The 25462-nt window shown below is 67.7% G+C and carries 27 protein-coding genes; all 27 read right to left on the minus strand.

Annotated features, from left to right (window positions below):
* Positions 1–158: 158 nt before the first annotated feature.
* Complete coding sequence (locus QQZ13_RS05280; protein WP_005052650.1) at positions 159–752, minus strand: hypothetical protein; 594 nt, start codon at positions 750–752, stop codon at positions 159–161.
* Positions 749–964 carry a hypothetical protein gene (locus QQZ13_RS05285; RefSeq protein WP_005052651.1) on the minus strand — a complete coding sequence of 72 codons (216 nt, stop codon included), beginning with the start codon at positions 962–964 and terminating at the stop codon, positions 749–751. Before QQZ13_RS05285 ends, QQZ13_RS05280 begins: the two co-directional genes overlap by 4 nt.
* 14 nt (positions 965–978) lie before the next feature.
* Positions 979–1689 (minus strand): hypothetical protein, encoded by a 711-nt coding sequence (locus tag QQZ13_RS05290; RefSeq protein ID WP_005052653.1) that lies wholly within the window; start codon positions 1687–1689, stop codon positions 979–981.
* Between the two features lie 99 nt (positions 1690–1788).
* The gene (locus tag QQZ13_RS05295; protein WP_005052657.1) at positions 1789–2226 is read right to left on the minus strand and encodes a DNA-directed DNA polymerase; all 438 of its coding nucleotides are present in this window, start codon (positions 2224–2226) and stop codon (positions 1789–1791) included.
* 105 nt (positions 2227–2331) lie between these two features.
* Positions 2332–2898 (minus strand): hypothetical protein, encoded by a 567-nt coding sequence (locus QQZ13_RS05300; protein ID WP_005052659.1) that lies wholly within the window; start codon positions 2896–2898, stop codon positions 2332–2334.
* Positions 2898–7892 (minus strand): CHC2 zinc finger domain-containing protein, encoded by a 4995-nt coding sequence (locus QQZ13_RS05305; RefSeq protein WP_005052663.1) that lies wholly within the window; start codon positions 7890–7892, stop codon positions 2898–2900. The genes QQZ13_RS05300 and QQZ13_RS05305 overlap by 1 nt, the downstream gene beginning before the upstream one ends.
* A gap of 224 nt (positions 7893–8116) precedes the next feature.
* Complete coding sequence (locus QQZ13_RS05310) at positions 8117–8389, minus strand: hypothetical protein (RefSeq protein ID WP_005052665.1); 273 nt, start codon at positions 8387–8389, stop codon at positions 8117–8119.
* A gap of 491 nt (positions 8390–8880) precedes the next feature.
* Positions 8881–9924 carry a hypothetical protein gene (locus QQZ13_RS05315; RefSeq protein ID WP_005052668.1) on the minus strand — a complete coding sequence of 348 codons (1044 nt, stop codon included), beginning with the start codon at positions 9922–9924 and terminating at the stop codon, positions 8881–8883.
* Between the two features lie 2 nt (positions 9925–9926).
* Positions 9927–10079 (minus strand): hypothetical protein, encoded by a 153-nt coding sequence (locus QQZ13_RS05320; RefSeq protein ID WP_005052671.1) that lies wholly within the window; start codon positions 10077–10079, stop codon positions 9927–9929.
* Positions 10080–10117: 38 nt separating this feature from the next.
* Positions 10118–10483, minus strand: a complete 366-nt coding sequence (locus tag QQZ13_RS05325) for a hypothetical protein (protein WP_005052673.1) — start codon at positions 10481–10483, stop codon at positions 10118–10120.
* The gene (locus tag QQZ13_RS05330) at positions 10480–10998 is read right to left on the minus strand and encodes a hypothetical protein (RefSeq protein WP_139833210.1); all 519 of its coding nucleotides are present in this window, start codon (positions 10996–10998) and stop codon (positions 10480–10482) included. The genes QQZ13_RS05325 and QQZ13_RS05330 overlap by 4 nt, the downstream gene beginning before the upstream one ends.
* A gap of 20 nt (positions 10999–11018) precedes the next feature.
* The gene (locus QQZ13_RS05335; RefSeq protein WP_005052679.1) at positions 11019–11900 is read right to left on the minus strand and encodes a hypothetical protein; all 882 of its coding nucleotides are present in this window, start codon (positions 11898–11900) and stop codon (positions 11019–11021) included.
* On the minus strand, positions 11901–12359 hold the full coding sequence (locus tag QQZ13_RS05340) for a prepilin peptidase (RefSeq protein ID WP_172400032.1): 459 nt from the start codon (positions 12357–12359) through the stop codon (positions 11901–11903).
* Positions 12360–12515: 156 nt separating this feature from the next.
* Complete coding sequence (locus QQZ13_RS05345) at positions 12516–15839, minus strand: LysM peptidoglycan-binding domain-containing protein (protein ID WP_005052682.1); 3324 nt, start codon at positions 15837–15839, stop codon at positions 12516–12518.
* Positions 15840–15855: 16 nt separating this feature from the next.
* Complete coding sequence (locus QQZ13_RS05350) at positions 15856–16611, minus strand: hypothetical protein (protein ID WP_253247343.1); 756 nt, start codon at positions 16609–16611, stop codon at positions 15856–15858.
* 280 nt (positions 16612–16891) lie between these two features.
* Positions 16892–17503 carry a hypothetical protein gene (locus QQZ13_RS05355; protein ID WP_005052688.1) on the minus strand — a complete coding sequence of 204 codons (612 nt, stop codon included), beginning with the start codon at positions 17501–17503 and terminating at the stop codon, positions 16892–16894.
* 10 nt (positions 17504–17513) lie between these two features.
* Positions 17514–17924 (minus strand): pilus assembly protein TadG-related protein, encoded by a 411-nt coding sequence (locus QQZ13_RS05360; RefSeq protein WP_005052691.1) that lies wholly within the window; start codon positions 17922–17924, stop codon positions 17514–17516.
* Positions 17921–18370 (minus strand): hypothetical protein, encoded by a 450-nt coding sequence (locus QQZ13_RS05365; protein WP_005052692.1) that lies wholly within the window; start codon positions 18368–18370, stop codon positions 17921–17923. The genes QQZ13_RS05360 and QQZ13_RS05365 overlap by 4 nt, the downstream gene beginning before the upstream one ends.
* On the minus strand, positions 18370–18783 hold the full coding sequence (locus tag QQZ13_RS05370) for a TadE/TadG family type IV pilus assembly protein (protein ID WP_005052695.1): 414 nt from the start codon (positions 18781–18783) through the stop codon (positions 18370–18372). The genes QQZ13_RS05365 and QQZ13_RS05370 overlap by 1 nt, the downstream gene beginning before the upstream one ends.
* A gap of 15 nt (positions 18784–18798) precedes the next feature.
* Positions 18799–18993 carry a hypothetical protein gene (locus QQZ13_RS05375; RefSeq protein WP_005052697.1) on the minus strand — a complete coding sequence of 65 codons (195 nt, stop codon included), beginning with the start codon at positions 18991–18993 and terminating at the stop codon, positions 18799–18801.
* A 101-nt stretch (positions 18994–19094) separates the two neighbouring features.
* Entirely contained in the window at positions 19095–19976 is an 882-nt protein-coding gene (locus QQZ13_RS05380) for a type II secretion system F family protein (RefSeq protein WP_005052700.1), read from the minus strand.
* Positions 19973–20839 carry a type II secretion system F family protein gene (locus tag QQZ13_RS05385; protein WP_005052702.1) on the minus strand — a complete coding sequence of 289 codons (867 nt, stop codon included), beginning with the start codon at positions 20837–20839 and terminating at the stop codon, positions 19973–19975. The genes QQZ13_RS05380 and QQZ13_RS05385 overlap by 4 nt, the downstream gene beginning before the upstream one ends.
* A 1-nt stretch (position 20840) precedes the next feature.
* A complete protein-coding gene (locus QQZ13_RS05390) occupies positions 20841–22466 on the minus strand; it encodes a CpaF family protein (RefSeq protein ID WP_005052704.1) in 1626 nt (541 codons plus the stop codon).
* Positions 22463–23290, minus strand: coding sequence for a hypothetical protein (locus QQZ13_RS05395; RefSeq protein ID WP_005052708.1), 828 nt, complete (start codon positions 23288–23290; stop codon positions 22463–22465). The genes QQZ13_RS05390 and QQZ13_RS05395 overlap by 4 nt, the downstream gene beginning before the upstream one ends.
* A 6-nt stretch (positions 23291–23296) precedes the next feature.
* The gene (locus QQZ13_RS05400; RefSeq protein WP_005052710.1) at positions 23297–23989 is read right to left on the minus strand and encodes an SAF domain-containing protein; all 693 of its coding nucleotides are present in this window, start codon (positions 23987–23989) and stop codon (positions 23297–23299) included.
* 118 nt (positions 23990–24107) lie between these two features.
* A complete protein-coding gene (locus QQZ13_RS05405; RefSeq protein WP_005052713.1) occupies positions 24108–24707 on the minus strand; it encodes a hypothetical protein in 600 nt (199 codons plus the stop codon).
* A gap of 1 nt (position 24708) precedes the next feature.
* Positions 24709–25383: a ParA family protein gene (locus tag QQZ13_RS05410; RefSeq protein ID WP_005052715.1), complete on the minus strand. Its 675-nt coding sequence runs from the start codon at positions 25381–25383 to the stop codon at positions 24709–24711.
* Between the last annotated feature and the right edge of the window lie 79 nt (positions 25384–25462).

Consider the following 25462-nt stretch of genomic DNA (forward strand, 5'->3'; position numbering starts at 1 on the left):
CGGGTGGGCAAGCGGCTGCGCCGCACGCCTCGGGCGGGCCGGCGAGCCGGCCGCTGTCGTGGGTGCAGTTGTCGTGGCGGTGCCCGGCAGGTCCGGCTCGCTGCGCTCGGCCGGCCTCGCCTCGATTCCGAGCGCGGTCGACACCGCGGCTCCCCCGGTCAGCGGGGGTGATGGGTACGGGTGGCTGTCGCGATGCGCTCGAGTGCGGTTTCGACAGGAGTCCACGGACGCACGATCTCGTCGACGGTGTCCTGAGTGAGGCCGAGGCTCTCCATCTGCCAGGTGATGCAGAGCCGTCCGTCCTCGAGGTACATCGGTCGACCGTCGTCCCAGGTGGCGTAGCTGCCGATGACGCGGGTTGCGTCACGAGCTCGCATGCGCACATCGGTTTCGACGATCGCAGTGATGATGGCGCCGGGCGCGCACCATGAGATCTCGTGGCCGGCGAAGTCGGGATCTTCCTCGGTGGCGCCGATCGGCTCGACGGCGTAGAGGGTGCCTCGCGATGTCAGGGTGCCGGAGGGTGTGGTGATCTCGGTCTGGAACGCGAAGGCGCGAGCGAACTCCTGGCGCGTGCTGAAGTAAACGCGATCGGTGCGAGAGACGAGGCCGATTTGCGGCCGATCGCGGGGTGTGTATGAGATCGGGATGCGCGCGGCCGCGGCGTCATAGGGACTCAGGAGGCGTGAGCCGACCGTGAGGCCGGGGAACCCGCCATGCCAGAACGTGGGGCCCGTGTGCCCCTTGCTCACGGGGTCTGCTCTCTGCCGACTGCTTCTTCTGCTTCGATACCGGTGGCGAGGATGCGCAGCGCTCGAGCCTGCTGAGTGGGCGTCATTTTGAGCGGGGCGTCGACGATGTTGTGGATGCTCAGGCTGTACTCCCCGGCGCCGTCGAGCGTGATCGTGGCGACGGCGAGAAGCTCGTCCTCGTCGGGAAGGTTGAGCGGGAGCTGTCGGAGCATGCCTCTGCCGCCTGTCAGTCGCTCTGTTCGGTGGTCTTGCGGACGCTGGTGCGGGCACGCTTCCGGTAGGAGCGCAACGTCTTGCGGGGAGCCTCGTCGAGGAAAGCCTTGCCAGCGCCGCTGGCGAGCTTCGTGTTGCGCAGCTGGACTCGGTAGGGGTAGACGTCCTCGAGGAGCTCGCTACGGGCGACGATGGCTGCCCAGTAGCTCGGGAAGGTCACGCGCTCGACGAGCTCGCCGCCGGCGACGAGACGCTTGTCTGCGGCGCGGTCGCGGTCGGTGCGGGCCATGCGGACGGTGAGGACGGGCATTCCCTTGATCTTGATGATCGCGAGATCCCACTGCTCGAGGTAGCCCTTGTAGCCCCAGAGTGCGACGGCGTTCTCTGGATCGGTGGTGATCTTGGTCACGGCGCCGCGGGCGTAGACGAGATCCTTGCGCTCCTGGTCGAATGCGCCCTGTGGTGGGCGGACGAGCGAGATGACACGCTCGAGTCGACTGGCAGGAACTCCGTCGCGGATCCACCGGCGGATGGTGCCCTCCGAGACGCCGAAGGTGTCGGAGGCGGTGCCGGCGTTGACGTGGCCGAGCCGGTTGAAGCTGCCGAGGGCGGCGCCCATGATTTTGCTGAGCTTGTGGGCTCCCCAGGCTTGCTCGAGCGCATCGACGTCGGCGCTCTCGGGGGTGAACCACAAGGGTGCCGGCGTGTCGATCTCGTCTGGCATTACCTGACTCCTACTAGTGAATGTGACATTCACAGCCTAGAGGCGTGGGCGCGCTCCGTCAACCGAGCTGGTGCCGGCGCTGCGGCGAGCGCGAGGCGATCACTCGACTGCAGCGCCGCGGTAGGCGAGTACGTGGGCGACGAAGGTGGATCCGGTGTCGGCATAGAGCTTCTTGAGCGCTGGCGTCGAGACGGAGTCCTTCTCGGTGCGGGGCAGGCTGAGATCCTCGAAGAGGGCCTGCTGCAGCTGTTCGCGGCTGCGCAGGTTGATCTCGCGGCCGAGCTCGGCGAATGCGCTGTGAGCTGCCTCTTCCTGGGCGGTGTCGCCGGCGGTCTCGGTGAGGCGTCGCTGGATGAACGCGTCGGCGTCCTTCTTGCGGAACAGCGGCGAGCGCGCGGTCTTGGGTGCGACCGACTCGGGGAAGCCGGCCTTGCGCTGCTTGGTGCCGGTGGCGTAGACGCGCACCGTCTGCTGAGAGACGTTGAGCTTCTCGGCGATGTAGGCGTAGTCGACGAGCTCGGGCATGGAGGCTGCCATCGGCTGGTCCTTTCTCTGGTCGTCAGTCCGGTCACACCTGATAAAAGCGTGACATTCACTACATACAGCGTAGCGTGACGAGGCTGTGGTGCCGGGTCATTCGTGTCAGCGGAACTCGACGCCCTTGATGCCGTGGAACTGCCAACCGTCGACGTAGCGGTTGTCGTAGAGGCCGGTGAGGTAGTCGGTGGCGCCGGTGTCGCCGCCTTGCACCCAGGCGTCATAGAGCTGTTGCTGCTCGGAGGGCGACATATCGAGGTTGCTGAACCGTTCGGCGACGTACTTCTTGTCCGTGGGGTCTGCGGACGGGCCCTGCAGCGCGTTGATGCGGATGGTGCGCTGACGGGTGGGGATCTGGGATTGGATGCGCTTGGCGAGCTGACCGCGGCCGCGCTTGGTGGTGACGGACTGGCGGACGCGCTTGGTGAGCTCCTGGGTGATCGCGGCGCGGGGATTCTGCGCCCCGCGGATCCAGCGCTGCACGGTGCCCTGGGAGACTCCGAGCTTCGTGGCGGCGAGCTTCGTGGCGATCGGGAACCGGTCGCTCTGGCCGGGGAAGAGGAACTTGAGCATGGATTTGGTGTCGCGGGAGACCTCGGGGAGCTTGTGCCCGGTGAGTCCCTCGAACATCGCGGCGAGCTGCCGCGCTTGCGCTTCCTTGCTCAGTGCCATCAGATCAACTCATTCAGGTGTCGCTTGCCCTTGTAGGTGCCGTCGCCGTTGAGGAACTCGGCGTGATGCGAGAGCTGGTCGGAGCCCTCGTACTTGTACTGACCGAGGCCGCGGCCGAACCAGGACGGGTCGCCGGGCCAGGCCTCGAGCGGGTCGATGTGGTCGCTGGTGTAGACGACGGTGTCCTTCTCGATCGCGACGGGCCAGCGGCCGGTGCGCTCGGCGTTGGCGAGGACGCGGCGGATGATGTTGGCGCGGGACTTCGCGACGATCATGTCGTGGCGGTGCGGGGCCCACACGGCGAGGGTGTCGTGGTCGCCGCGGTAGTCGAGCATGCCGATCGCGGCCGCGTAGACGATCTTGAGGAGGTCACGAGCGGCCTGGTCGTCGACGTCGGTGGTGTCGAGGGTGGTGCGGGCGTCGCGGACCCGCTTGTACCAGGCCTCGAAGACCTTGGCTTTGCGGTCCCACAGCCAGGCTTCGTGGATCTCGAGCTCGAGGCCCATTTCGCTCGCGAGCTCGAGCGTGGGGGTGGTGACCCAGATCTGCGATCCGGTGAACCCGTCACGGACGATGCCTTGGGCGGCGAAGATGTCGGGCATCAGCCAGCTGCCGGGTTCCGGTGCGGTGATCAGCCAGTAGCCGGGCTTGTTCGTGGCCTTGGTGAATTGCAGCGGGCCGTCGTAGTGGGTGGGGGCTCCGACGCCGACCTCGGTGCTCGCGGCGGCGAGGTAGGAGCCTCCACGGTCGAAGCCGTGTACCCAGCGCTGCTCGAGCTCGTCGCCGAAGAGCTTGCGCTGCCAGTTGAAGTCACCCTCGGCCATCATCTGGTCCTTGACCGGGCCGGGGCGGTCCTGTGGGTAGTAGATCTCGTCGTGCTTGTCGCGGGGCAGCAGCGCGCGCATGAGCTTGGTGCCGGTGGTGCCGGCGCTGCTGCGGTAGGGGAACTTGAGCGCCGCGGTGAACTTCCCCAGGCGACGGGCGATGGTCGCGGGGTCTGGGTCGCCGTCGAGGATCGTGCTGATGAAGCGAAAGTCCTGGGCAGGGATGAGGGCGATGTGCGCGCCGATCCGGCGGTCATCCTCGCGCCAGATGTCGATGCTGCCGGCCATGGATCCGTCGCCGCTGAGCGAGAATCCGGTCTCGGTCGCCATGGTGATGAACGGGTGCCCCTTGGTGGCTTCGCGCAGCAGCTTGCCGTAGTCGGAGTCGGTGGACTCGGGCAGGGTGTCCAGCGGGAGTCCGAGAGCGAGAGCGGCTTCCATGGTGAGGAAGATCTGGCCGCGCTCGGTCTTGCGCGCCCCGTTGGTGCCCTGGTTGATGCGGGTGCCCAGGTTGAGGTCGGTGGCGAGCTGCGCGAGCTGGCCGGCGTGCTCGAGCTGACCGCGGATGGTGATCAGCTCGCCCGTGGACAGCCACAGCCCGTCCGTGTGGAGCACGCCGAGCGGTGCACGGAAGTCCTCGGCCGACGTCGCGACGGCGGGCTGTGCGGGCGCTGCCGGTCGGGGGGCAGGCGCGGCGGGTGATTCTGCGGATGCAGGCTGCTGGGGCTCGGTCACGGCGGGCTGTGCGGGCGCCTCGGGGGTGGTTGTGGCCTCGTCGACCTTGGGCGCCTCGAACAGCGACGGGATGTCGTTCTCGGGCGGCGTCTGGGGGCCTTCTCCCCCGTCCAGGCCGGTGTCGTCGTTCGGGGTGTCGGGGCCGCTGCCGGTGAGCGCGGACAGTGGGATGTCCCACACGCGGTGCTGCATCGACCGTCCGGTGCGGCGGACGACGCTGCGCTTGCCGGCGCCGTCCGCGATGAGCCAGCCGTGGGAGAGCATCGACGAGGAGAGCGAGGTCTTGGTGTCGCTGAACGCTTCATCGGCGCGCTGCGACATCTGACGGGCCACGGCGACGGCCGTCGTCGGGAACAGGTAGAGGCGGTCTTTGTTGATGACGCCGACGCGCTGCCCGTTGGGGCGCCACTGCGGGTTCATTCCGGTGGACTGGTCGGCCCACCCCAGCGAGCTCGCATCGTCGGGGACTGTGCCGTCCATGCCGGCTAGGTGAGCGTTGCCGTTGGCGATCGCCTCGCGCAGGTACTCCATGAGTTGCTCGGCGGGGTCGGATGCGGACGAGTCCTGCAGACTGATCGCCTCGGCGATGCCCGCTCGCGCCCACCCGTAGAAGTCGCGGGCCTCGTCGTCGCTGATGACGTCGAGGTCGCGGAGCATCATCAGCATGATCATGATGCCGCGGTCCAGGACCACGGCAGACTGCACGAGGCGGTCGTGGAGGCCCGCGTGCCCGTTCTGGCGGGGGATGGCCTCACGCCAGTAGGCCTGCGTGCACAGGCGGTGCTCGCTGTCCTCTTCGGCCTCGGTGAAGTCGTCGACGAGCTGCTGACGGCGCGCGGCCGTCCACTGCACGAGCGAAGCACCGATGAGCGCGCGAGCGTGGCGGGCGCGCTTGGACTCGAGGCGACCGAAGATCACGCCGCCGTTCTTGAGCGTGGCGGGATCCAGCGGGAGGTTGACAATGCGGGAGTCGGCGGAGCCCTGGGCGGAGAGTTCGCCGGACGTGATGATGCTGGCGAGGATCGGGCGGTCGGCCTCGGCGCCGCCGCGCTGCTTGCCGCGGATGCGACCGATGCCGTTGAACACGGTGCGGCCCAGGGTGCTGATGCGGCGGATCGCGTCGCTGGCGTTGCCGTCCGGGGCGAAGTCGTCGACGATCACCGGCACGTTGCTGATCGCGGAGAGGGTGCGCTGCAGGCCGATCGCGGTGGATCCGCCGGATGCGCCGGAGATCAGGCCCTTGGTGTTGTGGGTGAGGTTCGGGGCGAAGTACTGCACGGCCAGACGGCTGTGTGAGGTCTTGTAGGAAGCGAACCCGCCCACCAGGTGCAGCAAGATCGGGCCAGGCAGGACCGGGGCGGTCCAGGAGTGGCCGAGCAGCGGTGCGATCACACGGGCGGGCAGCTCGGATTCCCGCAGCGCCACGGTGCCGTCGAGCCACGCCTGGCGCAGCTGGTCGCGGTCGGTGGTCGGCTCGGGCATCGCGTAGATTTCGGAGGTCGTCGCGACGTCGACCTCGACGCCGAGCGCGCCGTTCTTGGCGATCGCGCCGGTCGCGTGCACGAAGTAGTCGCCGGTGTCGGTGGTGCGCCATCCGACCGTGGTGTGCACGATGCTGTTGTTCCGCGGCGGCTTGATCGCGTTCATCGCATCCCATGCCTGATCCGCGCCGCGGCGGCTGTTCGACTCGAGGAACCCAGGCCAGGGCATCGCCTTGGACCATGACCCGTCGCGGATCTGGTCTTCGGTGTACTTGAGCACCACCGACTCGGTCTGGAACTGGCCGGTCTCCTTGTCGCGGATCGGGTAGCCGCGATCGTTGCGGACCCACCGGGAGAACTTGATCACGTACAGGTGCGGGGGGCGAGCGATCTCGTTGTCCGTGCCGTCGTCTTCGATGGCGACTGTCTGGACCTCTGCCCAGCCGTGCATGACCCGATGGTACTGGTCGTCCTCGTCGCCGGGGGTGTGCTTGATGAGCACGGTCTGCCCCTCAACCACGCCGTAGTGGTTGCCTCGGATGAAGGGGCGCTTCTCGGGCTGGTCCTCGGGGTTGTCGTTGCCGAAGAACACTCCCCCGCCGCCGCTGCCGGTCTGCGTGAGGGGTGCGGAGGGGGTGATCTCGATAGTCTCTGCCGGCTGCTGCTCGTCGACGACGGGGCGGGTTGCGACCACGGAGGAGGCGACCGCTTGGGGCACGTCGAGACCTGCGACGATGTAGGTGTCGCGGGAGATCCGCGCGCCCTCCGCGACCGCGGCCGCGTACTCGGTCAGGGCGACGCGGCCCCGGTCGCTGAGTTGCTCCGCGGTCAGGTCCGGGTTGATCGCGTGGATCCGCTCGAGGCGGTTGAGGGACTCGCGCGCCCACGCCTCGGCGTGCTGCTCGGAGGTTGCCCGGTCCTGCTGGTTCTGCTCAAGCTGGGCAGTCGCTTCCTTGAGGCACACGGCGACGCCGGTGCGGCCGTGGACGAGCTTGTCTGCCTCGGCCGCGGCGACCATGGCGCGGGCGTCGTCGACGGAGATCTCGACGAGCGTAGCGACGGTGCCGCCGGCGTCCATGTGGTCGGTGAAGTCCGACTTGCGGTCGTCGAGGTTGGGCAGGTAGATCCGTGCCGGGATGCCCAGCTCCGCCAGCTGCGCGCCGACCGCCGCGGCCCGCTGTGCGCCGGCGGGATCGTTGTCGACGACCAGGTTGACGGTGGCGCCGCGGAACTGCTCGAGCAGCTCGGCGGGGAACGCCGTGGCACCGCCGGCGTTCGTCGTCGCGGCCAGGGCCTCGGCGATCGCGCTGTCGGCGTCCTTCTCCCCCTCGAGCAGCCACACGTCGCCGCCGGCGGCGACCGCTGCGCGGATCGCGGCGAGGTTGTACAGGAGGGGCGCAAAGCCTTCGGGCTTGCGCTTGACCCACCGGCCGTTGGCGCCACGGTAGCTCTGCGTGAACCTCTTGTGCCGCTGTCCGTCCAGGGTGGTCTCTTCGCGGTGCACGCGCTGCAGGACGACGCCGTTGTCGTCGACGTACTCGTAGACCTTGACCTGGCGCCATGTCGCGCCCGTCAGATCCGGAGTCTTGGGGGCGAGCTCATCTTGCGTCAGCCGCGGCGGCAGCGAGGGCCGCTTCGCCCGCGGGGTGCGCGAGCCGGTGCGGCGATCGGCGGGCAGCGGTGCGTCGAACAGGTCGCTGACGGTCAGGCCGAGCGCGCCGCACACGTCGCGGAGATCGAAGGCATCGCCGCAGCCGAAGCAGTGCAACATCACCTTGCCGCCGGTGCGGTCGTAGCGGATGCTCAGCGACGGCATCGCGTCGCCGTGCACTGGGCACAGCGCCATGTGCTGGCTTCCCTGCCGGCGGGGCTTCCACCCGCCCCGGTCCAGGGCCTCGAGAACACGATCGAGAGAGTTCGTAGCCGTCGACGTGCCGGTGTACTCAAGCGTCATCGCTGCAGCACACCCCCTCGGGTGCACGCTGCAGCGCCCAGCGTGTGCGACACGACGGCCACACCAACGCTAGACATCCGCAATATCGCGGCTATAATCATGAACATCCGATCATGGATTGACTGACTCAGCATCAGTAACTTGATCAGCCTCTGGCAGGAGGCTGTGACCCAAAAGCACTCAAGACCCCCGATGGTTGGCAGACCGGAGGGGGTTGAGTCTTTCTACGCGGACTTTGGCATGTCGAGCATGTCGAGCTCCTGTTCTGCCTCGCGCGTAGCGCGCTCGCGCGCCGCCTTTTCCAACTCGTCCTTGACGTAGTCCGGGATCTCAAGCCCGGCCTGCTGTGAGACAGCCAGCGCAAGCCAGCTGCTGAGGGGGATCCCAGACTCCGCAGCGAGGCGTTCGAGGATCGGGTCGTAGGCCTCCGGATATCGAACCGTCCTGACGGCGCGAGGGCCGTATGAACGACGTCCTGGCTTCGCTCTGGCTGGCATGCCCTGTTTCTAGCACGTAGCTGATTCAGAATCACGGATTGGTTCGGTGCGTCGCGCAGACGGCTCTGAGCTCTCATGCCAGGTATAGGCCCAGCCTCGGACGCTTCGCGGACATCGGTTCCCGAAAAAAGTTTGGCTTCGCTGTTGGTACACCTTTTACGCCTCGCGCGGGCGCGCATGTGTGAGGGCTGCCGCTGAAAAGGTGTACCAGGTGTACCAAACGCGATAAAAACACTGATCAGAAGGCAAAAATGCTTGGTACACCTTGCGAATCGGCAGGTGTACCAGAGGTAATGAAACCCCAGGTCAGCGCTAATTTCGTTGGTACACCTCAATTGTGTACCACTGCGCGCGAGTCGGGCTTTGCTGTTACAGCGACGTGCGAGCAATACTGCTGCGTCGACGAGGGTTGTGTGTCATCCGACGCTTCCTCGGAGTGGATTCCTCGGGTGGTGTGGCCCGTCTTCGCTCGCTGAGCTCGGCGTGTCGCGCTAGATCTCTCGATCGGCGGGGATCTTCCAGACGCGGGTGGGTTCTCCACCGATTCGCGCGGTCACGGTTCCGGTCTTGGTGCCGATCAGATGTAGCCGGCGCAGTGTCGTGGTGATCGCTTTGATGCTGAGGGTGGGGTCACCGTGCGCGGCCCGGATGAAGGGCAGCGCTTCGGTGGGGCGGATATACAGGTAGCGGTGGTCGGTGCGTCCGATCACCCACTCCTTGGTCTGGCTGGCGTTGTCGGTGAGCTCGCCGCCGTTGGCGAGCAGGTATCTGACGGCCTCGCGTAGGGCCCAGATGATTTGGTCGTCCTCGCCGAGCCATGACGTCGCGGGCTGGGCGGGAGCATCGAGGCCGAGGGTGCTCAGGATCGTGTCGCCGAGGTAGAACGCGGCGTCGAGGCGCCGGGGCTTGGCGAAGTCGGGATGTCGGGCGATGTTGATCCCATGAGGGTCGAGATCCAGGTGGGGCGCGTTCTGCTGCAGATAGCTCGCGATGATGCGTCGGCCGGCAGCGGCGGGTTCACTTCCCAGCGAGCGGAGCGGTTGAAGGCTGCGCGGACGCTGGGGAAGCTCGATGGTGATGGAGCGCTCGGCGCTGAGCGGCTGAATTGTCTGAGAGCTGGCGATGATCAGCGCGGAGGCCTTGCTGAGTGGGGTGGCGAATGAGACGAAGCTCTCGATCTCGATCTCGTCGAGCGCGCTGAGTGGTGCGCGGGGGCTGACGTGGGGGGCGCTGGTGAGGACCAGTGGCCTGCCGGGCACGACGGCACGTCGGACTCCTGCGAACGTGAGGGGGTCGATGTGTGGTCGTTCGATCTCGCCGGCGAGCTCGGCGAGTGCGTCGGCGAGCGCGTCTCGGGTTGTGGGGGTTCCCCCGATGATGAAGATCGGTGTCGGGAGGGGCTCGATGTAGGAGTACGCGATCGCGCGGACGAGCTTGTCGGCGTGGAGTGGGAACGCCTCACGCAGGGGCTCGATACCCGCAGCCCAGGCGCTTCGCGCGTGAGCTGCGGGTATCGAGTCTGCGAGTGTGCCCATGGTCAGCTGGCGTCGGTGTCGTCGGTGCGGATGGCGATGAGTTCGTGGCCTTCGGGGATCTGCGCTTCGAGCATCTCGCGCGCTTCCTGGTAGCTGCCGGCCTCGACGGTGATCCGCTCTGTGGCGGTGCTGCGGATGGTTCCGATGACGCGCATGGGCGGACCCTAGTGGTCGTCTCCGACATTCCCCGCTGTCATGCGCTGGCTTGCAGGTGCCGTTGCACGTACTCGTCGAGGGCGGCTCGGACGACGTCGGAGTCGGTCTTCATCCCCAGCTGCGCGCGCAGCTGGTCGACCTCGCGCTTGCGGGTCGGGGTGACGCGGGTGCGGATCGTCGGGGACGCGCCGGATCCCGCGGCCGTGCCGCCGACGCGGGGTCGTCCTCCGACGGCCCGTGCGACAGCCTGTGTGCTTCCGAGGGCCTCGAGGAGGAGCTGCTGCCCGATGGCTGCGGCGTCGGCGCCGTGGGCGCTATCCCCCGGCGTTGACGCGCCGGTGGGCTGCTCTTCGAGCGCGGCGAGGGTGGCGTAGCGCTCCTGGTCCTTCTTGCTGAGGGTCATTCGTTCTCCTCCTCCATCTGTCGGCGGTAGTAGGCGCCCAGCGGCATGACGTGGTAGACGACGAAGTTGCCGCCGGGCTTGAGTTCAATGAGCACTTCGATCAGCCGATCGGTCTGTGCGTGCTGTGGGCCGATGAAGACGCGACGCTGGTTGCGGGTGTCGCCGTCGTTGATCTTGACCTTGGTGCTCGTGTAGGTCGCGTTCTGCATTGCGTAGAGAGCGTCAGCGTGGGGGATGTCGTGCTTGTCAGCTGACTCCGGCCACTCGATTCCCATATAGGTATTGTGCCACAAAACACCTGTCTGGGGAACGTGCTGTGGAGAAGTCGATGCTCGCGGCCGCGCGGGGGCGTAGCTTCGCAGGATGGTCCACGACTGGCTGGCAGCCGGCACCCAGCCGCATTGCTGCGGTGTGGTGATGCGCGATCGCCCTGCCGCGTTGGCGTGCGTGGTGTGCGGCCGTGAGGAGGCGCTGCCACAGGTGGCCTCTCCCCCGGTCTTCGTCGGCGCGAGCATCCACGGAGGATGACCCTCTGCTACCTCGAGCTGGTGATGACTTCGATGATCCGGGGGGCGATCGCGGCCGGCGCCGGCGTGATGGGGTGTTCGGCGAGCTTGGTCGGGTCGGCTTCGCGCCAGATGATCCGCCGCTCGTTGCACCAGGTGCAGCTCGCCCCCCAGTGGTACGGGTCGGCGTCGTGCAGCCTGGTGCGCAGCGGCGCCGCATAGGGGCTCTGGATACCGGCACGCCAGCGGACGTGTGGGTGGAGGTCGGCCGCGGAGAGGTACAGGCGACGCCCGATGCCGAGACCCGCGTACAGCTCCCAGCGGTTGCCATCGTCGTGCGGGTTGTCCGGGTTGATCGACGGGATGTCGTAGGGCTTCGAGAACACGTCACCGAACCCGTCGAAGGGATCGACGGCGAATCGTCCACGCAGACCGCTCGCAGCGTGCTGCAGCACGGTCATCGGGTTCCCCTCTGGCGTCGTGGTGCGCAGCAGGTAGATGGTCGGGTCGTCCACCACGCGCCTCACCCGATCGACGTTCTCACGCGCGAGCTGTTCCGCGGCCGCGGCGGTGAGCAGCGGGTGGAGCAACTCGTCGTCACCGGCCTGCAGCACAGCCTCGGCCGCGGCCTCCTCGGCGAGGCCCGGAAGGTGCTCGAGCAGTCGCGGATGCCACTCGTTGGAATGCCGGGAGGTCCGCGCCCAGGCGTTCGCGATCTCGGTCAGCAGCATCGAACGCGCCCATCGCTGTGCTGCATCGTCGAGGCCGTCGCTCTCTTCGAGCTCACGGAGCTGGTCGCGTGCGCGTCTGCGGCCGAACCAGCCCGCGGCCGCGACTTCGGTCCGCGCGCGCCTGCGCCGCAGCACGCGCCGTAGGTACTCCCCTTCGGGGCTGTAGTACTCGTCGGACATTCAGCTGGCGAGGGTGGCGAGGGTGGCGACGATCGCGACGACCAGGCCGGCGGCGATCATGTAGGGGCCGAACGGGAGGTCCGTGCTCTCGTGTCCGTGCTTGCGTCGCACCGCCGCGATGATCGCGTGGGGGAACGCGAGGACGTAGGCGACCGCGATTGCGATGAACGGGAAGTACCAGGTGTGCCACCCGGTGAGCAGCCCCACGCTGAGAGCGAGTTTCACGTCACCGAAACCGACTTGCCCGAGCAGCCCGAACGCTGCCAGCAACACCGCGAGGCCGAGTGCGCCGCTGATTGCAGAGATCGCTGCACCGCCGGCGCCGGCAGTGATCGCGAGAGCGAGGACGGTGCCCGTCAGGAAGGCGGCGAGCGTGAGTGTGAGCGCGTCGGGCAGTCGACGCTCCTGCAGGTCCGTGCGCGCCAGGAGCGCCCCGTAGACGCTGTAGACGCTGATCATGACCCAACTGCCGACCGTGAGCCCGAGATCGGGGCTCAGGGGCGCTGTGATGGCCGCTGACAGAGCGAAGCCCCCCACAGCCGCGAGCGGGTACCGCAACGCCGGGAAACGTCCCGCGCGCGCGCTTTGGGGGGCCTCACGAGTTGTGGTCATGGGTCAGCTGGCGATCGCGTGGCGCTGTCGCAGCTGAGCGATGAGGGACTGCGTCTCGGTGTCGGGCTCGTAGTCCTCGTCGACGGCGGCAAGGTTCTGCTCGAGCTGCGTGATCAGTCGCTCGACGCCGGCGTGGTCGCCTGCCTGGTGCTCGGCGCGCAGACCGTCACGCCAGAAGACCTCGTTGATGGGGTCGACCATGCGTCCGATCGCGGAGGCGAGGCGTGCGTGTCGGACCTTCCCTGTGGACAGGCTGCGGGTGGCTACCTCATGGGCGACGTCGCCAATGGTCGCGATCATTTCGTTGCGCAGCCGGTCGGCGAACACGTAGCGCTTGTCGGGGACGCCGCTGATGGGCTGTCCCTTGACGAGCTCGAGCGCAGCGAGCAGCCGGTCGGTGGGGGTGTCAGAGATCTCGTCACCGATGAGACCGAGGAAGTCCTGCCAGTCGGAGCGGACGTCCTCGTGCAGCCGGTACTCCCCCGTCGTCACGAGCGGCACATAGAGCTCGCCGTCATCGTTCTGTCCGAGCCAGCGGCGAGTCTTGGAGGTCAGCCCGTTGCGGTCGTCGTTTGCCTTCTTGCCCGAGGCGATCTGGCCGGGCCAGAACACGGCGTGTACCTGCTCGGCGGTGGCGTTCGGGTTCACCGACAAGAACGCGACCAGCTCGGTCCCCTTGCGGATTGCCGATCGCCACTGCGCGGCGGTGTTCGGGTTCACCGGCGCCTCTCCACGCGCGCCGCGAACCTCGACGGGTCCGAGCAGCTGCAGGTACGGCCCACGGTGCAGCGGTGTGATCGCCGCGAGCGGCTCGTCGTGCTCGGCCGCGGCCTCCTCGTCGACCAGGTCGACCGTGACGGTCTCCGCCGGCTCCTCGTCGACGGCGGCGGGTGCTGCCTCGTCCGCCTCGGAGATCTCCGCCTCCTTCTCGGCGGCGACAGGCTCGGAGATCTCGACGTCGGGCTCGTCGACGAGCGGGAGCTGCTCGGCTTCGACCTCGTCGGCTTCGACTGCAGCGGCGGGGATCTCGTCGAGCTCGAGTTCGTCGTCGAGCGCGACGCCGGTAGCGGCGCCCTCTGTGGCGACGTCGAACAGCGCGAGGATCTCGTTGTACTCGCGCGTGCCGACAAGCTGCGGGGTGATCGGGATGGCGACGCCGGTGCCGGGGATCTCGAGCTGAGCTCGACGGTCCTCGGTGAGTGCCAGGTTCCAGCTGCCCGTCAGGTGGCCGGCGCTGACAGCTGCGATACCGACCCGCGGGATCCGGGTGACCAGCTCGCTGATGGCTTCACGGGTGGCTTCGTCCGGGTTGTCGCCGAGGATGATGATTTCCGGCGCCCAGGCCTCCGCATCCGCTCCGGTAGTACGTGCCTGCTCGAGCCCGTCGACGCCGAGCTCAGCGAGAGCAGCTTCGACCGCCGCGGCCTGTCCGTGCAGGTTGCGCAGCAGCGTGTCGGTGTCCTCGACGTGACGCACGCGGCCGCTGCCGAGCGCGAGCGGGAGGCGATCGCCGACGCCGACGAGGGTGACCTGGACGTCCTCAGACCAGGTGTTCGCGGCGAGCTCGATCGCGATGGCGGTAAGCACGCCCTGGCGCAGCTCTCCGGTGGCGCCGGTGACGTTGAGCGCACCGATCCGTTCCAGGTCGACGAAGATGTGCCCGTTGTTGTCGTCGTGGCCGAGCATGACCAGCGCCGGGTACGGCGCGGACGGGACCGTGTCGAGAGGCTCGAGGTCGGTCAGCGCGACCATCCAAGCGAGCTTGTCTTCGGGGTCGTACTGGGTGAACGGTGCCGGAAGGTCGGTCGGCTCGTCGAGGTAGACGGCGACCGAGCTCTCATCGAGGCGGAGGGCGTACAGCGCGGGGAGCCGGCTGCCGGTTTCCTGCGCCCACACGGCCAGGTGGCGCAGGGCTGTGTCGACCGCCTCGGCGCCCAGCGGGTTCTCCACGGCGCGCAGCTCGAGCTCCACGGAGGACACCGTCTCGTCGGGCATCGCGATCCGCTGGCGGGGCTTGCGGTCGCGGCGCTGCTTGAGACGCCGCCACCCGAGGAGGGTGAGGAGGCCGGCGGCGAGTGTGGCGCCGATGCCTCCGATGGTGGCGACCTGGAAGTAGTCCTCAATGCCGCTCGTGTCGTCCTCGTCGACGTCGACGGCCGCGGCCGGAGCTGCAGCCTCGTCGACGGGCGCCTCGTCGGCGGGCGCCTGGGTGGCATCCGTGGTGAACCCCAGACCGCTTGTGGCCTCGTCCTCGGCCGCGGCATCCGCACCCGACGCGCCAGCGCCTTCGTCGGCGCCGCCGCCAGCACCCGCGGCACCAGCACCCTCGTCTGCGTCGACGTCGACGGCGCCGGCAGCGCCCTCGTCCGTGTCGATCGAGCCAGTGCTGCCGGTGGTGCCCGCCGCGTCGTCGGTCGGAGCGATGGGGACGACGGTGGCCACGGGGATGTTGACCTGCTGGCCGGGGTAGATCCAGTTCGGATCGGTGATGGTGCCGCCGCCAGGCTGAACGATGTCTTTCGAGGCCTCGAAGATCTCGGGGTAGCGGGTACCGTCGCCGAGCTCCTCGGCCGCGATGTCCCACAGGGTGTCGCCGGAGACGATGGCACGCTGCTCGTAGGTGATCTCGGTGACCGTCTCCGCCTCGGCGCTTGCAGGCGCTGCCGCGACATCCGCTGCGGCTGGCACGACGGCGTCTGCCGGCAGGGTGAGCACCCATCCCTCCTGCAGCCATCCCGATGCGGTCAGCGCTCCCCCATCGGCCTGCTGCACACCGAGGTTGAGCGCGGAGATCTCTGCAGCGCGGCTGCGGTCGCCCAGCGTGCTCTCCGCGATCCGGGCGAGTGTGTCCGTACCCGTCACCACGTACTGCGGGCCTGCCTCGACGACAGGGGCCTCCTCAGTCGCAGCCTCGGTGGTCGCAACCGAGACGACAGAGGTGCTCATCGACACCGAAGGCTGTGTGGGTACCTCTGACGCAAACGCGGCCGCGGGCGAGAACAGTGCGATGACTGCGGCGAGCAGACCGCCCATGACCTTCTGCTGGACGCCGAGGCCAGGGATCCGCGGCCGCGGCACGCCGCGCAGCTGCGCGGGCAGCTCGGCGAGGAAGCCGACAGCGAAGGTCGCCCACGCGATCCACGCGACGATCGGCATGATCGTCCCGATCAGGAAGGATCCGGTGTAGTCGCGCATCGTGAACCCGGCCACGAGCTCGTCCCACGACGGCAGCGGGTTGCCGGCGAAGAACACGAGCCCGGCGGGGATACCGACCAGGAGCACGGCGAGCAGGATCAGCGACCCGAGGCCCTTTCCGATGCGGTTCATGATGCCTCCTTGGGGGTCAGGGGACGATGACCGTCTGCAGCTCGTTGACCTCGAGGTCGACTGCGCTGTTGGTGGTCAGGTTGATGGTGCCGCCGGGGCCGGCGAGAGAGGTCCACGTCACGGTCCAGTTCGTCGTGGCCGTGACCGTGAAGCGATCGCCGGGGTTCCGGCTCGAGGTCGACGTGTACTGGTAACCGCAGGTCGGCGACGTCGTCATGCCGTAGCCGACGTTGTACGGGGTGCCGGTGTTGCCGCAGGTCGTCGACGCGCCGTCGCCCATCTGCCAGCGAACGGACGTGGCCTGAGCGGTCGCCGTGATCGTCTGCCCACCCAGCGTCGCGGTCTCCGTATAGGGGCCCCAGGTCAGGGGCTCGGGGTTGTTGACCCAGAGCCAGATCGGCACCCCGACGTAGCCGCGACGGTGACCCCATTCCGGGTTGACCTCGGGAGCCATGCCGATGTCGATGCCGCGCAGGGCGAACGTGGAGATGAGCTGTTGAGCAGCGGCACCCGGAGTGAGCACCCGCAGCCCCGGCGGGACCGTCTCACCCCAGAAGTTGCTCTCCGTGCCCAGGCCCGGCGATCCACCGGGCGTCGGGTTGAACATGATGCAGCCGTAGTAGCCGGCCTCCTGCGAGTAGCCCGGCGGGCGGGCCGGCCATACGCCGTCCTTCATAAAGACGTAGCACTGCCGCGTGTTCGACCAGTACGAGTCGGATCCACCGCAGTCGATGATCGCGTAGAAGCGCTGGTAGGTGCCGCCCTCGAACACTCGAATCTGATCCTCGGTCCAGCCCAGCTGCAGAAGGCCAGACTGCGAGTTCTCGTAGTAGCAGGTCGGTGCGCCAGGGGTCCACCCGTTGCTGTCCGGGTTCGGCGCCGGATCCGAAGGTATCGAGATCGTGAGGTAGCAACGCGAAGACTCCGGGTCACACCAAACACCACCGGCAGCATTAGCAGGCGCAGCCGTGGCCATCAAGGTGCCTGCGATCAAGGCGATCGAGGCAAGGGCGGTGACTAGTCGTTTCAGCATGCGATCTCCCGAGCTACGGTCAGCAGCTCTCCCCCAGACTGATCAGGTTGTAAACCAGCCAGGTCTCGCTCTCGCTGTCGTAGACGACCTGGTAGTCGAAGGTGCTGCGAGCTTCGGGGCGCATGGCCTCCGACCCGTCGCTAGCCCAGACCTTGTACTCGCTCGCGTCCTGGCAGGCATTGATCGTGACAAGACCGTTCTCGATGCCTTCCCACTCCTGCCCGTAGGAAGCAACCGTTTCGTACTTGATCGCTCCCTCTGTGGTTGCGGGGCCTTCGACGTTCACCTGGTCGACGTTGAGAATCGGCCCCTCTGCGATGCCAGCTGCATCGTTGACAGCGACCTCGAGAGCTCGCCCGGTCGCCCACGCCTCAAGCGGCGCAGTATCGGTACCACCAGCTGCGTTGACCTCGCCCCGTGTGACGAAGTACTGGGTCAGCACGGTCTCCGCTGCGGTGATCGCCTCATCCTCGCTCGCCGGCGGCGGAACCTGTGCGTTGCTGGCGGTAGGCGTGGGGGTCGGGGTGTCTGTGGGGCTGGCGGTGGGGTTCTGGTTGCCGGTGCCCGTGCATGCGGTCAGCGTCAGTGCGGCGGCGATGATGCCGGCGATGGCGAGGCGCTTGATGCTCATGGTGGGGCTCCTATTGGGTGATCAGCTCTGCGGTGGCTGTGGCTTGGACGGGGAACGGCACGGGGAGGAAGGTTGCCGAGTAGTCGGTGTCGACGGTGACGGTGATGCGGTCGCCGCTGACGGCGACGCTTCCTCCGACGCCAGCGGCGGCGAGGTAGCCGTTGGCGGCGCTGACGGCTCGGTTGCTGTCGATCGCGGTGGTGCCGTCGATGATCGCTTGGCCGCTGACCGCGTTCGCTGCGGCTCGGGCGGCACTGGCTGCGGTGGTGTAGGCCTGCTGGTTGGCTTGCACCTTGCCGGCGCCGTCGACGACGAGTCCGACGATCGCGAGGAACGCGACGGTCATGATGACGAAGTAGATCGTCGCGACGCCCTTGTCGTCACGGAACTTGGCTTGGAGCCTCTGGATCATGGTTTTCATCGCCGCTCCCTGTAGGCGTCGACCGGAGAAGCAGCGGTGCCTGTGAGGTCGCGGGTGCCGGGGAGGCCGATCATGGCGGCGTCGCTGAGTGCGACGGTGCAGGAGACGGTCGCACTGACTCGGCCGGTGGTCCCGATCGGGGCGCTCAGGCCAGAGGCGTCGATGTTGACGGAGAGGGTGGTGCAGTTGACGCCGGACTGTTCCATCGAGATCCGCGCCATGTCTTCGGCGGCTTCCTGCGCCTCGGCTGTGGTGCGCGCGAGCGAGGCTTCGCGAGCTGCGGCTGACGCTGCGGACTCGACGGCATTGCCGGCCAGAGCGAGACGTCCGGAAGCTGCGAGCAGCACGAGCACGGCGGCGAGGGCCGGGGCGAGGATGGCGATCTCGAGGCCGGCGGAGCCGCGGTCGTCGCGGAGCTTGGCAATGAGGGTGCGGATGGTGCGCATCAGTTGACCCACCTTTCAGTGGGGCCGGTCACGGTGACGTCGATGTTGGTGGTCAGTCCGGGGACGAAGGAGGGGGCGTTGCCGGTGACGGTCACTGTCACGGTGTTGGCGCCGCGGTCGACCGCGACGGACGCGCCGCTGATCGGTGAGCCGGACTGGTTCAGGACAGCGAGGCCGGCGGTGGAGCCGTCTGTTCCGCTGGCGTTGTAGGCGCGGGCGGCGTTGTAGGCGCTGGTGGCGGCGGCGTGGGCGAGGTTGTTGGCGTGAAGGATGATGCCCAGGTGCAGGAAGACCGCGAGGACGAGCAGCAGTACCGGGGCGATGATCGTGTTCTGCAGCGTGGCCGCACCCCGATCACCGGCGAGCGCTTCTCTGAGGCGCTGCCGGTGACCGGGGTTGGTGGTGCGGACCATCTGCGGGTGGCTCTTTCAGCCGGTGGGGATCTGACCGGCGTAGGCGTTGATCGCGGTGACGATGATCGCCACGACGGCCACCGCGGCGAGCGCGATCCCGGCGGTCCAGATGACCTGCTCGAGGGTGATGGAGCCACGTTCGGGCTCTTCGGTGAAGCGAGCTGCCCGCCCGCGCATGCGGGACAGGAACTCTCGGCTCAGGGTCGACATAGGATCCTGGTTCCTTTCTCTCTCTGGGTGGGTGGTGCTTGGTCTACTAGGTATAGGCCCCGGTTTGGAGCCTTCGCGGACATCGGTGGATAAACAACCTTTCAGAAGAAAGCGTTGAGAACGAACGGTGTGCCGAGGAGGAGCATGAAGAGGACGCCGGTGAGGGTCATCGGGATGGTCATCTTGTTGGTTGCTTTGTTCGCCTCCGTCACTTCGTCATTCAGAAGTCGGTCCCGGAGGTTCTGCCCCCGTGCCCTGAGTGTCTCATATACCGATGCTCCTTGCTCCCCTGAGAGCCTGATCACCTTGGCGATTTCACCCAGGTCGGGGACGTTGATCTCGACGGAGAGCTGCTCGAGCGCGTCCCAGGGGGCGGTACCGGCGTAGCGGGCTTCGGTGAGGGTTTGGCGGATACGGACGAAGGCCCAGTTGCGTCCGACTTGGGCTGCGGACTCGAGGGCTTTGCCGGGAGGGGCGCCGCTGATGCGTTCGGATCCGACGAGCTCCATGTAGACGGCGACCGAGCGGGAGAACTCCTTGCGGGCGGCTTCGGCTTGGTCGCGGACGAGCAGGTTGGGCAGGTACCAGCCGCCGATGGCGAGGGGGATGCCGAACAGTGCGGGGATGTAGAACGCGGTCAGGCCGAGGACTTGGAAGATCAGTCCGATCGCGATGGGGGCGATGAGGCCGAGGCCGGCGGAGAGCACCTTCTGGTACAGGAACCGGTTGACGCTCATGCCGATCAGGCGCAGATCGCGGGTGGGGATCTTGAGCGAGGGGCTGTCGCCGACGCGACGGAGGACGGCTGAGCCTACCCGGTTCTCAAGGGTGGCGGCGTAGGCGGGGTCGGCGGCGACGGTGGTGGTGCCGATCCGATCGAGCGCTGCGGAGAGGCTGGGCTGGGTGGGCACCAGTGCGGCGATGACCAGCGCGAAGCCGAGCCCCAGGACGAGGCCAGGGAGGACGATTAGTGCGAGGTTCACTTCTCACCAGCTTTCTCGGAGGCAACGAGCAGACGGGGTGCCGGCACGCCGCGGCTGATGCGTCGCATCCACAGCAGTACGAGGGCGTAGCTGACGAGGTACGCGGCGAACAGGAGTTGACCGATCGGGGTGCCGTAGGGGGCGGAGTACTGCTGGGCGAGGACCAGAAGTACGAGCAGCGCGACGGTGAAGTAGACGACGAACCTGGCCTCGTTGCGCGGGGTGGCGCGGTCGGCTTCGATCTGTCGGCGCATCTTGACCCGCTCGAAGATGCTCTTGGCGAGATCCTCGAGCGAGGCGGCGAGACCGGAGCCGCGGAGCTCGGCCTTGCGGAGAAGATGCATCACGAGCACGTCCGCGGTCTCGTCGTTGAGATCGTCGGCAAACGCCTGCAGCGCCGCGGTGGTGGTCCACCGGGCGTTGATGCGCGCGACGAGCTGCGTGACCTGTGGGCGGATCGCTTCGGGGCAGCTGCTCAGCGATGCGGCGATGGTGCGTTCGAGGCCGGCACCGGAGACGGTGAGGCCGGCGAGGCTGCGGGTCCAGGACTCGAGGGCGTCGAGCTTGGCGATCGTGTTCTCCTCGGGGCCCTTCTGCAGCAGCCATGGCAGGCCGACAGCGGCGACGGGCACCGCGATCACGAGCAGCCACCATCCGGTGATCAGCGCGAACACCAGACCGACCGCGGCGCCGCCGACGAGCTGGATCTGCTGCGTGCGGGTGAAGTCGCGTGTCGCCTTCCCGCGAAGTGCGCTGCGCGTGGGCAGCCCACTGGTGCTGGGCTTATGGGCGGCGCCGAGGATGACCAGGATCGCGCCGGCCACCGCGACGATGATGCACAGAGCGAGGGTTGCGGTAGTCATCTCACACTCCCAGGTTCGCGGGATCGAAGCCGTAGAACTTGAGCTCCTCGAGGAGCCGCGGCGATGGCATGTCAGCGGTGATGAGGCTGCCGGTGGATCGGTCGAAGCGGAACACCTGAGAAGCCACAGGGCGGGAGTTGTTCTGCTCCTCGCCGGGCAGGATCTCGGCGATCTCGGTGACGACGCGGCGGGGCTTGCCGGTAGCGGGGTCGATGATCTTCGAGATCTGCACCACGATCTTGATGTTCTGCTCGATCATCCGGTAGGCGTACACGGGGGTCGTGTTGTTGCCGCGCGACAGCATCAGCGCCGACATGCGGTCGATCGAGTCGTCTGCGCTGGCGGCGTGCAGAGTGGACAGCGACCCGACACCGGACTGCATGGCCTGCATCATGGCGTAGATCTCAGGCCCGCGGACCTCACCAACGATGAAGCGCTGCGTGTCCAGTCGGAGGGTGTCGTAGACCAGGTCTTCGGGGGTGATCTCACCAGGCAGCCGCCCATCGGCGCCACGCTCCCCCTCCCCCGGCTTCGCCTCGAGCGAGACCACTCGAGGGTGGCGGTCGTTGATCTTGTGAAGGTAGAGCTCACGCTCCATCTCGATTGTGACGATCTTCTCCTCGGCCGGGATGCAGTCGGCGAGCGCGCGCAGCAGTGTGGTCTTGCCTGCGCCGGGGAAGCCGCTGGTGACGACGGAGACCCCGGCGATGACGGCCGCGCGGAGGAAGGCTGCCGCCTGGCGGGTGATGGTGCCGCGCTCCACGAGCTGGTCGAGGGTGACGTCGACGAGGCGGTGGATACGGATGACGATCGTGGGGCGGGTGGCGACGGGTTCGGCGATCGCTGCCAGGCGCGCTCCGCCGGGCAGGTCCATGTGCAGTCGCGGCCGGGCGCTCGTGAACGATCGTCCGCCCTCACCCGAGCGGGCGGCGAGCAGGTTGATCTCTCGCTCGAGCTCACGGTCATTCTCGGCGATCGGGTACTGGTACTTGACCACGCGGCCGTCCGCGTAGGAGATCCAGACGTCGTCGAACCCGTTGATGTGGATGTTCTCAACGTCGGGCTCGTCGACGAGCGGCTGCAGCCGACCCAGGCGGAACAGCTGGTCGAAGACGGCCTGCCGGATCGCGGTCTGCATCGGCGCCGGCCAGCGGCCCTCGCCGGGGCGTCGGGTCTGGTCGTCGACGCGAGCTCGGACCCGGTCAACGATGTGGTCCTGCGCTGTCTGCTCGCGCTGCTCGGCAGTGATGTCCATGGACTCGCTGAATACCGCGGCGAGCTCACGGGAGACCTCGTCGCGAATGGCGGCGATGTCGGCCCAGGGCAGATCGCTGCGCGCGTCGAGGGTGGTTTGCGGAGTGACCTCGGGTGCAGGCCGTTCGGGGGTGGAGGGCGGTGTCGGCACGATCGGAGCAGCAGGTGTCGTGGGGGCGGCTTCGGCCGGAGCGTTCCGCTGCGCCGCACGGGTCAGGTGCGCGGCGGCGTGTCCCAGGTTGCGCAGGCCCGTGTCGGCCGGTGCGGTCGTTGGTGCCTGCGGTGTTGCCGGTGCCGGCGCGGTGGCCGGTGCTGGCGCGGTGAAGAACGGGATGTTGCCCAGGTCTGCAGGGTCGGGCGTGGAGTCGCTCACTGCTGTCCCTCCCAGTCGGTGGTTGTGTATGTGCGGGTGTTGAGGACATCGCTGTAGCTGTGCAGCAGTGCGCCGATGGCCCGCGAGTAGGGGGTGCGCTGGGCACCGAGGGTGGGTGCGCCGACCGAGTAGATAGCGGCGCCCTTCGGATCCCAGGGGATGGTGCCCAGCAGGTTCATGCCGATCTGCTTGGTGACGGTCTTGAGAGGCCAGGTCTCCTGCGTGGTGGAGCGTTCGGTAACGAGGAGATCCACGTAGCTGGCGTGCCCGATCTCGTTGAGCGTGTTCAGCAGCCACTCGGGGACGGTGTTGCGGTTCTCGTCGAGGGATCGCCAGTGTGCGAGCACGGCTGCCACGGAGGGCAACGTGCGATCGGTGAACAGGGTGATGCTGTCCGCCTCGCGCAGTAGCGGGAGACGAGGGTCGTTGACGTGGAGGCGCCCGCCGTCGACGAGGATGTCGTAACCGGCGGACTCGTAGGGTCGCAGCGCGTCGAGCAGTGCCCGCCAGAAGTGGGGGCCCGCGCCGGCGGCGCCCTGCAGGCTCTTGAAGCCGGGGATGAGCACTGAGCGGGGGCTGAGCTCGACGGTCTGCTCCCAGAGCTTGTCAGGGGTCAGAGCGCCGTACTGGTCTGCGACGGCCGCTTCGGTCAGTCCGGTGCTGTGGTAGACCTGCCCGCGGATGAGTCCGGGGATGATGCTGCTGGTCTTGGTGGTGTCAGCCTCGACGAGGATCACGGGCTTGGACCAGTTGAGGGCCAGGGCGCCGGCGGCGGTGGTCACGCCGGGGGCGCCGGACGCGCTGGCAAGGAAGATGATCGCCATGCGGGGTCACTCCCCCGTCGAGTCGATGACCAGCGCGACACGGCCGGTGGCGGCACGAGCGGCGATGTCGGGTGCTTCACGGTTCGGCACGACCAGGTCGACAACCCACACCTGGGTCTCAGTGTCGTAGGTGGCGGTGAACACCGTGGCGTCGAAGCTCTTGGGGGTTTCGACGGGCGGGTCGCCCTGAGTGACGGGGGTCTCGACGACACGGACGTTGTCGCCTGCTGCGAGCTGGTAGCCGGGCATCTGCGCCTGGGTGAGCGTGACGCCCACGATCGAGGAGCCGGACGGCACCGCGAGGGTGTCGCCGGTGTTGGCCGACGTGATGAGGGTGCCAGCGGGCAGGTCGACCAGCGCGGTGGTTCCGACGAGGTCGGCGGCATCCGCGGCGGAGACGGCGTCGACCTGCTGCCCGCCGGCGAGCTGGATGGTCGTGAGGTCGTCTGTGGTGATCGTCTCCCCGCGTGAGACATCGACGCTGGTCGCCATGACGCTGACGGTGCGGGTGAGGTTCGTGGTGACCCACCACACGCCGATTCCGCCGAGGAGGACAAGCGCGATGCCGAGGGCGATGATCGCGGGGCGCCGGCGAGACTTCGTCGGCTGCAGGACTGCAGGAGTGAGTCCTTGCTTCTGCTCGCCCTGCTCGGTGGTGTCTTTCGTGCGCTTGCTCTTGCGGTCAGTGGTGGTGGTCATTGGAAGTCAGTCCTTCAACGTGGGCGGATGTGGCGTAGGTGTCTAAGCAGTTCGGTGAGTGTCTCATATACCGCTGTCGCGACAGCTGGTCTTCTGCTGTAGCTGGACACCGCACCGTCTATTCGAGAGGCGGAAGGAATGCCTCGTAGGCGGTGATGATGACGAAGTTCCGGGAGGGAGCATCGAGTTCAGCGGTGACGCGATCGAGGATCGCGCGGTACGACGGGGCAACGCGCACGGTGTGCTTGACGCGAGGCCCCGCATCAGTGACGGGGGCGGGACGCTTCTGCCGGTTGAACAGATCCGTCCAGTCCTCGTCAGTCTCTTCTCCGCCGGCGGTGGCCTGGCGGATCAGTTCAGGAAGACGCTTATAGGTGGCCGAGACGGCGTCCAGGAGGACCGTCTGGTGGCTCTTGCGCGTCTTGGCCATGTACGCCTGCAGTCGGTCGTTCAGCGGGACCGGAAGGTGGACAGGGACGCCCTTGGTCGCGGTCTCCCGCTCCTCCCCCTCTCCCCCGTCTTCGTCCTCCGCGCGGGTCGTGCGAGTCGGCTGCTTGCGCGGCGCCTGCTTCTTCGCAGGAGCGGCCGCAGGTTCGACCGCCGCTGCAGGGACGGGCTCGGTGGGCGGAGCCTGGTCGACGGTGGGCTCCACGGGTTCTGCGGGAGCCGGCGTCGGCACGGCGCGGCGGGTGAGTTTTCCGAGATCCTGGCGTGCCACGTCAGGCCTCCTTCATCTGGTTGGCCCACAGCGATGTGAGCTCCAACGCGACACTGGTGTAGTCGGAGATCGCTGCTTGGTTCTTGCGGGAATCGGTGTACTGCGTGACGACCTTGCCGTCGTAGGGAGCGTCCTCGATGCTCGCGGACAGGCGGATGTGACGCTGGAACCGCGGGAGTCCGATCTGTCCTTCGATGAACTCGACGGTGTCGAGCTGCTCTTCCCAGTCCTCGAGTCGCCGCCCGCCTCGGCGGGTGTCGATCTTGTTCAGCAGGAGTCGGTAGGGCACCCCAGTCGGGATGATGTGCTCGGCGAGCGTGTCCGCGACGGACTCGATGGCCATGGTGGCCGCTTCGAGCGGCAGGACGATGAAGTCGGCGACCTGCAGGACTGCGGTGAGAACGCCGGTGTTCTCATGGCTGCCAGGTGTGTCGACGAGGACGATGTCGTATCCGTCGAGGTCACGCAATCCCATGATGTTGTTGGGGTCGACGTCGGCGGCGAAGTCGAACGGAAGGTCATCCCCCGCGCGCTCGGCCCAGCGTGCTGCGGACTGCTGCGGGTCGACGTCGACCACGAGCACATTGTTAGCGCGGGACAGCGCGGCCGCGAGGTTCATGACGGTGGTGGTCTTGCCCACCCCGCCCTTCTGGTTGCAGACGCCGATGATTCTCACGATCGGCCTCCACGGCTGAGGGCGTTGGCAGCGGTCGCGCCAGTCGAGCGCGCGGTGTGCGGATGTGTGGCGCGGGTAT

It is taken from the genome of Microbacterium sp. T2.11-28 (genome assembly GCF_950097975.1).
Lineage (GTDB): Bacteria > Actinomycetota > Actinomycetes > Actinomycetales > Microbacteriaceae > Microbacterium.